Source organism: Nitratireductor sp. ZSWI3, from assembly GCF_024655565.1.
Lineage (GTDB): Bacteria > Pseudomonadota > Alphaproteobacteria > Rhizobiales > Rhizobiaceae > Nitratireductor.
In genome coordinates this window covers 54,698-63,297 of record NZ_JANKOF010000018.1, presented here as the reverse complement: position 1 = coordinate 63,297, position 8,600 = coordinate 54,698, and the positions used below count along the sequence as shown (strand labels likewise).

Here is an 8,600-nt window from a genome sequence, read left to right as displayed (position 1 = left end):
CTCGGCCATCGCCCGTGCCGCACCGATCAGCAGGATGCCGAGGGCGGGCGCAATGGCCGCCGCGGCGCCTTCGCCGGCGGCGATGCCGCCGACCGCCAGCGCCAGAAGCGCCGCCTGGGGGATCCACATGAGGGACGCGGCCGATTGCAACGCCACGGGGAGGGCGCCGATCCGCGCCATCGGTTTGCTGGCCGAAGTCTTGCCGACAGCCGGCAGGCCGGCGGTGCGTGCCCGGTGCCTTCCGATGGCAGCCTCGAGCGTCATGGCTTGCCGGGCTCCGTGCGTTTGCGGCCGATGGAGACGATGCGGTCCTTGGCGTCGAGCAGCTTGGTCACCTTCGCGCCGAGGCTCAACAGCGTCGCCAGCCTTTCCGTGTCGAGCCGCTTCACGTCGTCGTACCAGTTGGTCAACTGCTCGATCAGCGCGTTCATCTCGGCCAGCCGGGATTGCGCGTAACGTTCCTGCTCGTTTCCAGGCTTCTGCATCAGGAGCTCTCGCAGCACAGAAAGTGTGGGATCAACTTCGCGTTTCTTCCGCTCTTCCGCAAGAGTTCTCAGAATCTGCCAGACATCATCAGGCGTGGTGAAGAAATCCCGCCGGTCTCCTGGAATATGCCGCAAGATCACCAGGTTCCAGGCCTGCAGTTCGCGCAGGCTCATGGACACGTTGGATCGGGAGATGGCCAGCGCCTCGACGATGTCGTCGGCGCAGAGCGGCCCCGAGGAGGCATAGAGCAGGGCGTAGATCTGGCCGACGGTGCGGTTGATGCCCCAGCGGCTCCCCATTTCGCCGAAATGGAGGACGAAGGATTGAATCAGCGGTGGCAGGTTCATGATTGCGGCTTTGTCTGAAATTTCAGAAATTTCTGAAACTTATGTATGCGCGCCGCAACGGGCGTCAACCGGCCGATTTGTCGCGGCGCCGGAGGGCGGGAAGCGGCCGGTTGCTCGCCTGGCTTACGGAAGCGAGGGGCTCGGATCGAGCGGCATCTTGCCCGCATCGGTGCGCTGCGTGGGCTGCGTATGCCCGGCGTCGTTCCGATTGCGAAGCGCCGAGACCGCTTCGAACTGGCTGAGGAAGACCCTGCCCGTGAGCTGGTCCAGGAAGTCCGTCTTCCTCAGCCGGTCCATCACGGGCCCCTTGATCTCGCTCAGGTGAAACGTGATGCCGGCATCCTTCAGACGGTGGTTGATCTCCTCCAGGCTTTCCAGCGCACTGGCGTCGATGGCGTTGACGGCCGGGCACATCAGGACGACATGCTTGAGGTTGGGGCAGTCGGCCACCAGCTTGGCGATGCGGTCCTCCAGATAACGGCTGTTGGCGAAATAGAGGCTCTCATCGACGCGAACCGACAGGATCGCCGGGTCGGTGATGACGTCGTGGCGGTCGATGTTGCGGAAATGCTCGGTGCCGGGAACCTGCCCCACCACGGCCATATGCGGCTTGCTGGTGCGGTAGAGGAAGAGGGCGAGCGACAGGAGGACGCCGGAGACGACGCCGGGCTCGACGCCCCAGAGGAGGGTGACGAGAACCGTCGCCACCATGGCGGCGAAATCGGCCCGGGAGTAGTCGTGGATGCGCCGGATCGCCTTGAAATCCACCAGCGACAGCACCGCGACGATCACCGTCGCGGCAAGCGTCGCCTGCGGCAGGTCCATCAGGAGCGGGGTCAGGAACAGGGTTGCCAGCGCGATGCCCACCGCCGTGAACATGCCGGCGGCCGGCGTTTGCGCGCCGGCGTCGAAATTCACCACCGAGCGGGCGAGGCCGCCGGTGACGGGATAGCCCGATGACAGGCCGGAGGCGATGTTGGCTGCGCCGAGGCCGATCAGTTCCTGGTCGGGCACGATCCGCTGACGGCGCTTCGAAGCGAGCGTCTGCGCCACGGAAACGGACTCGACGAAGCCGATGACGCTGATCAGGAAAGCCGGCATCGCCAGCGTCGCGATCAGCTCCAGAGAGACGGTGGGCAGGCCGGGCACCGGCAGGCCGCGCGGAATGTCGCCGACGAGCTTCACGCCACGTGCGCCGAGATCGAACGCATTCGCCAGGAACACCGTAACGGCGACCGCCAGTATCGGAGCGGCCTTGGTGAGGATGTCGGCCGGACGTGCCGCAAGACCGATGCCGGTCAGCGCCCGTTTCATCCGCGTGCGGGCGACGTAGAGGAAGAGGATCGCCCCGAGGCCGATAGCGGCCGTGATGGGATTGGCTTTTCCGGCGCTGCCGACGAGTCCGCTCAGGATCTCCGGCAGCGTGTCGCCCTGCACCGAAACGCCGAGAATATGCTTGAGCTGGCTGGAGGCGATCAGCAGCGCCGATGCGGTGATGAAGCCTGAGATCACCGGATGGCTGAGGAAGTTGGCGAGAAAGCCGAGCCTGAAGACACCCATCAGCGTCAGCATGAGGCCGGACAGGAGCGCCAGAACGATGGCGGCCGTCAGATAGTCTGCGGTGCCCTGGGCCGCGATCTGGCCGACGGCGGAGGCCGTCATCAGGGAGACAACGGCGACGGGGCCGACCGCCAGCGTGCGGCTGGTGCCGAACAGGCCGTAGGCCACCAGGGGCAGGATCGATGCGTAGAGCCCGATCTGCGGGGGCAGGCCGGCCAGCATCGCATAGGCCAGCGATTGCGGGATCAGCATGATGGTCACAATCACCGCCGCCACCAGGTCGCTGGCGAGCACGGCACGGTCGTAGTGCCGGCCCCATTCGAGGATGGGAAGGTGTCTGGCGATGCCGGTCATGGCGACCCTGCTTGTGCTGTTCGGTTCACAGGGTGTTGACGGGCACCTTGAGGAAGGTCCGGCCGTCCGCGTCCTTGGGCGGCAGCTTGCCGGCCCGCATGTTGACCTGCAGCGAGGGGATGATCAGCTTCGGCATCGACAAGGTCGCGTCACGCTCCTCGCGCATCGTCACGAACTCGTCCTCGCTGACGCCGCCGCCGACATGGATGTTGTGCTCCTTCTCTTCCGCGACGGTGGTCTCCCAGCGGATCTCGCGCCCGTTCGGACCGTAGTCGTGGCACATGAAGAGCCGCGTCTCGCCTGGCAGCGAAAGCACGCGCTGGATCGAGCGGTAGAGGGTGCGGGCGTCGCCGCCGGGAAAGTCGGCGCGTGCCGAGCCGCCGTCGGGCATGAAGAGCGTGTCGCCGACGAAGGCCGCATCGCCGATCATATGGGTCATGCAGGCCGGCGTGTGCCCCGGCGTGTGCATCACATGCGCCGTCATCGCGCCGATCCGGTAGCTGTCGCCATCCCTGAACAGCCGGTCGAATTGCGACCCGTCGCGCTGGAACTCGGTTCCCTCGTTGAAGACCTTGCCGAACGTTTCCTGGACGATGGTGATGTTCTCGCCGATGCCCAGCTTGCCGCCCAGCGTCTGCTGGATGTAGGGCGCCCCCGACAGGTGGTCGGCGTGCACATGGGTCTCGATCAGCCACTCGAGCTCCCAGCCCTCGCGGCGGATGTGGGCAATGATCCGCTCCGCTCCCTCATGCGTGATCCGGCCGGCCGCGTAGTCGATGTCCATCACGGAATCGATCACCGCGCAGGCTTTCGAAGCGGGATCGCGGACGATGTAGCTGATCGTGTTGGTCGGCTCGTCGAAGAACGCCACGACTTCGGGCTTGACCGCGAGATCGGGGGTGAACGGAAGCGGGTCGGACATTCTGGTCTCCGGAACTGGTATCGAAATTAGGGTCAGGACCTATGAATATGGCCGCAATGGTCGGCCTGATTTGTGCGGATACGCGAAGGACATGGGATCATGCGTCGATCGCGGCTGATGCCGGCGTTGCATCCTGCCCGCAGAACAGCCGATGCATGGTCGAGATGAACAGGCGGATGCGCGGGTCGGCCAGCCTGTAGAAGACCTGCTTGCCCTCCTTGCGTCCGGCGATCAGCCCGGCCTCCCTGAGGGCGCCGATCTGCTGCGACAGGCCGGGCTGGCGGATGTCCAGCAACTCCTCGAGGCGGCCCACCGAGCACTCGCCGTCCGACAGGGCGCAGCAGATGAGCAGCCGATCCGGATTCGAGAGCTTCTTCAGGAATCCGGAAGCCTCGTCGACATGATCCTTCATGCCGGCGGCTTCACAGGAGAGCATACGGTTCATCGGTTTTGCCCCGCTGACAGGAACACAGGCGGGCGAGCTGTTCTCGGCATGGCGTCTTCGCAGTTCATCCGGAAGGATCAAACAGATAATTGCAAAAAAATGCAATCGAAAAATTGAAACTATTATATGCGCTCCGTTTGCCGTTGCGGGCTTGCGCAACTCGCCGGAGCGGCCTACCTCCTTGCCACGCGGGTCGCGGCTCAGCGACCGACATCCAGGTCAAATTGCTTCCAAGCCATAGTGAGAGGAGTCCAACCGTGACCAGCATGAGCGGCAGCTATCCATCCACCAAGCTCTTGATCGACGGCGCATGGCGCGATGGCGTCGAAGGCAAGTCGATCGATGTGGTCGACCCGGCGACGGGCGACAAGATCGGCGTGGTCGCCCATGCGACGCGGCAGGATCTCGACGCGGCCCTCGCCGCCGTCGACAAGGGCTTCAAGGTGTGGAGCGGCACCTCGGCCTATGAGCGGTCCAAGATCATGCGCAAGGCGGCCAATCTCCTGCGCGAACGGGCCGACGCCATCGCCGGCATCATGACGCGCGAGCAGGGCAAGCCGGTGGCGGAGGCCAAGGTGGAAACCATGGCGGCGGCCGATATCATCGACTGGTTCGCCGAAGAGGCGCGCCGCACCTATGGCCAGATCATCCCGGCCCGTGTGCCCGGCGTCATGCAGATGGCGATCAAGCTGCCGGTCGGTCCGGTCGCCGCCTTCACGCCCTGGAACTTCCCAATCAACCAGGTGGTGCGCAAGCTCTCGGGCGCGCTGGCGGCCGGCTGCTCGATCATCGTCAAGGCGCCGGAAGAGACGCCTGCGTCTCCCGCCGAGCTGATCCGCGCCTTCGTGGATGCCGGCGTCCCGGCAGGCGTCGTCAACCTGGTCTATGGCGTGCCGGCCGAGATTTCGGAATACCTCATTGCGCATCCGGTGATCCGCAAGATCTCCTTCACGGGTTCGACGCCGGTCGGCAAGCATCTGTCCGCGCTGGCGGGCCAGCATATGAAGCGCGCTACCATGGAGCTGGGCGGCCATGCTCCGGCGATCGTGTTCGACGATGCGGATGTCGGCAAGGCCGTGAAGGTGCTGGCCGCGTCGAAGTTCCGCAATGCCGGCCAGGTCTGCGTTTCGCCGACCCGCTTCCTGATCCAGGACGGCGTGCATGACGAATTCCTCGATGCGTTCACCGCGGCGGCACAGAGCATCAAGGTCGGCAACGGCCTCGAAGAGGGCACGCAGATGGGCCCCCTCGCCAACGAGCGTCGCGTCAGCGCGCTGGAGGAACTGATCGCCGATGCCGTGGCGGCCGGCGCCGACCTCAAGACCGGCGGACGCCGCATCGGCAACAAGGGCAATTTCTTTGAGCCGACCGTGATCTCCAACGTGCCGAAGACGGCGCGCATCATGAATGAGGAACCTTTCGGTCCCGTGGCGGTGTTCAACCGCTTCTCGACGCTGGACGAGGTGATCGCGGAATCGAACCGGCTGCCCTTCGGCCTGGCGAGCTATGCCTTCACCGGTTCGGCCGACACGGCGCAGCAGCTCGGCCTGCGCATCGAGGCCGGCATGACGACGATCAACCACAACGGTCTGGCGCTGCCGGAAGTGCCGTTCGGCGGCATCAAGGATTCCGGCCATGGCACGGAAGGCGGTTCCGAGGCGATCGAGGCTTACCTCGTCACCAAGTTCGTCTCGCAGTCGGTCTGATTTTCGCACAACACCGCTCGTCCCCCGGACGTGCGGCCTTCACATTCAGGGGGCGCGGTTCAAAGCCGCGCCCTCGTGCTGTGCGGGGTGGCGAGCAGCAGGCTGGTCTCGCTCGCCATGATGCCGGGGATCAGCCGGATGCGGCGCAGCACCGCATCGAGATCCGTCAGCGTTGCCGCCGCGAGCTCGACGATGATGTCCCAGCGTCCGTTGGTGGTGTGGATCGCCGACACTTCGGCAAAGCCGCTCAGCGCATGGACGACCCGATCGGCCACCCGTCCCTCGATTTCCACCATCATGATGCCGCGCACCGGCGCGTCCACCGCATCGGCGCGCAGGATCACCGTGTAGCCGAGGATGGCGCCCGATCGCTCGAGGCGCGCCATGCGGCTGCGCACGGTCGCGCGCGACACGCCGAGATCGAGCGCCAGATCGGAAATGCCGCGCCGCCCGTCATGTCTCAGCAAGGTGATGAGTCGTTCGTCCAGCTGATCCATTGTCCATTTCGCTATAGGATAATGTCAAAACGATAAATTAAATTTGCGAATATGGCAAAATGCATTGTTCATTCCGCCGCCATCCTGCGCTCGAATAGCTGCATCGAACAAACGGGGTCGGGCGATGCGTTGCAGGATACTCGGAGCGGGCGTGCAGGACGGTGCGGGCCGCATGGGATGCGACATGGGGCCGAGCGCCCTGCGCGCTGCCGGCCTGATCTCGGCGCTGCACGAGCTCGGCCATACGGTGAGCGACATGGGTGCCGTCACGCCGGCGGCAGCGATGCGGCCGATGGCGCACGGCAACATGGCGCTCAAGGCGCTGCCGGAGATCGTCGCCTGGACGGAAGCGATCGCCGAAGCGGCCTATACCGCCAGTGCCGACGCGATGCCGATCTTTCTCGGCGGCGACCACAGCCTGTCGGCCGGCTCCGTCTCGGGGATAGCCCGGCGCGCCGCCGAGACAGGCCGGCCGCTGTTCGTCCTGTGGCTCGATGCGCATCCCGATTTCCATACACTTGAAACCACCGCCAGCGGCAATCTGCACGGTGTGCCGCTGGCCTATGCGGCCGGCCAGCAGGGCTTCGAGGGCTATTTCCCGAAACTTGCGGCGCCCGTCGATCCAGGCCGCATCTGCACGCTCGGCCTGCGCAGCGTCGATCCGGCCGAGCGGGAGGCGCTCATGAGGGCGGGCGTCACCATCCACGACATGCGCGCCATCGACGAGCACGGCATCGCGCCGCTTCTGCGCGCCTTCCTGGAGCGGGTGGCGGCGGAGAACGGCATGCTGCATGTCAGCCTCGACGTCGATTTCCTGGATCCGTCGATCGCCCCGGCGGTCGGCACCACCGTGCCGGGCGGCGCCACCTTCCGCGAGGCTCACCTGGCCATGGAGATGCTGCACGACGCCGGCCTCGTCACCAGCCTCGACCTGGTGGAACTCAACCCGTTCCTCGACGAGCGCGGACGCACCGCGATCCTGCTCGTCGACCTGACCGCCAGCCTGATGGGCCGGCGCATCATGGATCGCCCGACAAGGAGCCATTGACCGCCATGACCGCCGATCTCGCCGACCGTCACCTGAATCTCGTTCCCTTCGTCAGCGTCCACCATATGATGGAACTGGTGCTGGAGATCGGCGTCGAGCGGTTCCTGACGGAGCTTGCCGCCTATATCGAGGAGGATTTTCGCCGCTGGGAGGATTTCGACAAGACGCCGCGCGTCGCCTCGCACAGCCGCGAGGGCGTGATCGAGCTGATGCCGACCAGCGACGGCAGGCACTACGGCTTCAAGTATGTGAACGGTCATCCGAAGAACACGCGTGAGGGGCGGCAGACGGTGACGGCCTTCGGCGTCTACGCCGATGTCGGCACCGGCTACCCGCTGCTCATTTCCGAGATGACCATCCTGACGGCGCTGCGCACGGCCGCCACCTCGGCGCTGGCGGCGAAATATCTGGCGCCCGAGGGCGCGCGATGCATGGCCATCATCGGCAACGGCGCCCAGGCCGAATTCCAGGCGATGGCCTTCAAGGCGCTGCTCGGCATCGACCGGCTGCGCTTCTTCGACATCGATCGCCAGGCGACGCAGAAGTGCCTGCGCAACCTTGCCGGCCTCGGCTTCGACATGACGGCCTGTTCGACCGCGCAGGAGGCGGTCGAAGGAGCCGACATCATCACCACAGTCACCGCCGACAAGCAGTATGCGACCATCCTCACCGACAACATGGTCGGCTCCGGCGTCCATATCAACGCGGTGGGCGGCGACTGCCCCGGCAAGACCGAATTGCACCGCGACATCCTGCTGCGCTCCGACATCTTCGTCGAATATCCGCCGCAGACGCGCATCGAGGGCGAGATCCAGCAGCTCGATGCCGATCATCCCGTCGAGGAGCTCTGGCGGGTGATCGCCGGCAAGGCCGGCGGGCGGCGCGATGCGCGGCAGATCACGCTGTTCGATTCCGTCGGCTTCGCCACGGAGGACTTTTCCGCCCTGCGCTATGTCCGGGACCGGCTGGCCGGCACCAGCCACTATGTCGATCTCGATCTTCTCGCCGACCCCGACGAGCCGCGCGATCTCTTCGGCATGCTGCTGCGCTTCCCCGGTTCGTCGCTTCTGGCAGCGCGCCGGAGCGCCTGACCCTGGCATGCGGAGCAAGGCGCGGCTGCTCCGGCCGGCGGTGCAAGCGTCATTGGTTGCAGGCATCGGGGCTCGGCTGCTAAATTGACGGCGGTGGTATCGGATGCGGGACGGGGGTTTGAGTGGCAAGTGCCCGGCAACGAG

Annotated in this window: 8 protein-coding genes and 1 pseudogene; 3 read left to right on the top strand and 6 right to left on the bottom strand. The window is 65.6% G+C overall.

The window, feature by feature from the left end; translation table 11 throughout:
* The 5 genes and pseudogenes from NUU27_RS08525 to NUU27_RS08505 all read right to left on the bottom strand — a co-directional run.
* A pseudogene (locus NUU27_RS08525) lies at positions 1-264 on the bottom strand (thiol reductant ABC exporter subunit CydD); the annotation flags it as partial.
* Positions 261-833 (bottom strand): GbsR/MarR family transcriptional regulator, encoded by a 573-nt coding sequence (locus NUU27_RS08520; RefSeq protein ID WP_257761661.1) that lies wholly within the window; start codon positions 831-833, stop codon positions 261-263. The pseudogene NUU27_RS08525 and the gene NUU27_RS08520, both read right to left, overlap by 4 nt.
* Positions 834-956: 123 nt before the next feature.
* Complete coding sequence (locus tag NUU27_RS08515) at positions 957-2,747, bottom strand: SulP family inorganic anion transporter (RefSeq protein WP_257761660.1); 1,791 nt, start codon at positions 2,745-2,747, stop codon at positions 957-959.
* Positions 2,748-2,772: 25 nt separating this feature from the next.
* Entirely contained in the window at positions 2,773-3,669 is an 897-nt protein-coding gene (locus tag NUU27_RS08510) for an MBL fold metallo-hydrolase (RefSeq protein ID WP_257761659.1), read from the bottom strand.
* Positions 3,670-3,766: 97 nt separating this feature from the next.
* A complete protein-coding gene (locus NUU27_RS08505) occupies positions 3,767-4,114 on the bottom strand; it encodes a helix-turn-helix transcriptional regulator (RefSeq protein ID WP_257761658.1) in 348 nt (115 codons plus the stop codon).
* Positions 4,115-4,380: 266 nt separating this feature from the next.
* On the opposite strand from NUU27_RS08505, the gene NUU27_RS08500 reads away from it, so the two are divergent.
* Positions 4,381-5,820: an NAD-dependent succinate-semialdehyde dehydrogenase gene (locus NUU27_RS08500; protein ID WP_257761664.1), complete on the top strand. Its 1,440-nt coding sequence runs from the start codon at positions 4,381-4,383 to the stop codon at positions 5,818-5,820.
* 59 nt (positions 5,821-5,879) lie between these two features.
* Here the strand turns inward: NUU27_RS08500 and NUU27_RS08495 are convergent, their stop codons facing one another.
* Positions 5,880-6,317: an Lrp/AsnC family transcriptional regulator gene (locus NUU27_RS08495; RefSeq protein WP_257761657.1), complete on the bottom strand. Its 438-nt coding sequence runs from the start codon at positions 6,315-6,317 to the stop codon at positions 5,880-5,882.
* 124 nt (positions 6,318-6,441) lie between these two features.
* On the opposite strand from NUU27_RS08495, the gene rocF reads away from it, so the two are divergent.
* A complete protein-coding gene (rocF, locus tag NUU27_RS08490; RefSeq protein ID WP_257761656.1) occupies positions 6,442-7,365 on the top strand; it encodes an arginase in 924 nt (307 codons plus the stop codon).
* Between the two features lie 5 nt (positions 7,366-7,370).
* Complete coding sequence (locus NUU27_RS08485; protein ID WP_257761655.1) at positions 7,371-8,456, top strand: ornithine cyclodeaminase; 1,086 nt, start codon at positions 7,371-7,373, stop codon at positions 8,454-8,456.
* Positions 8,457-8,600: the final 144 nt, after the last annotated feature.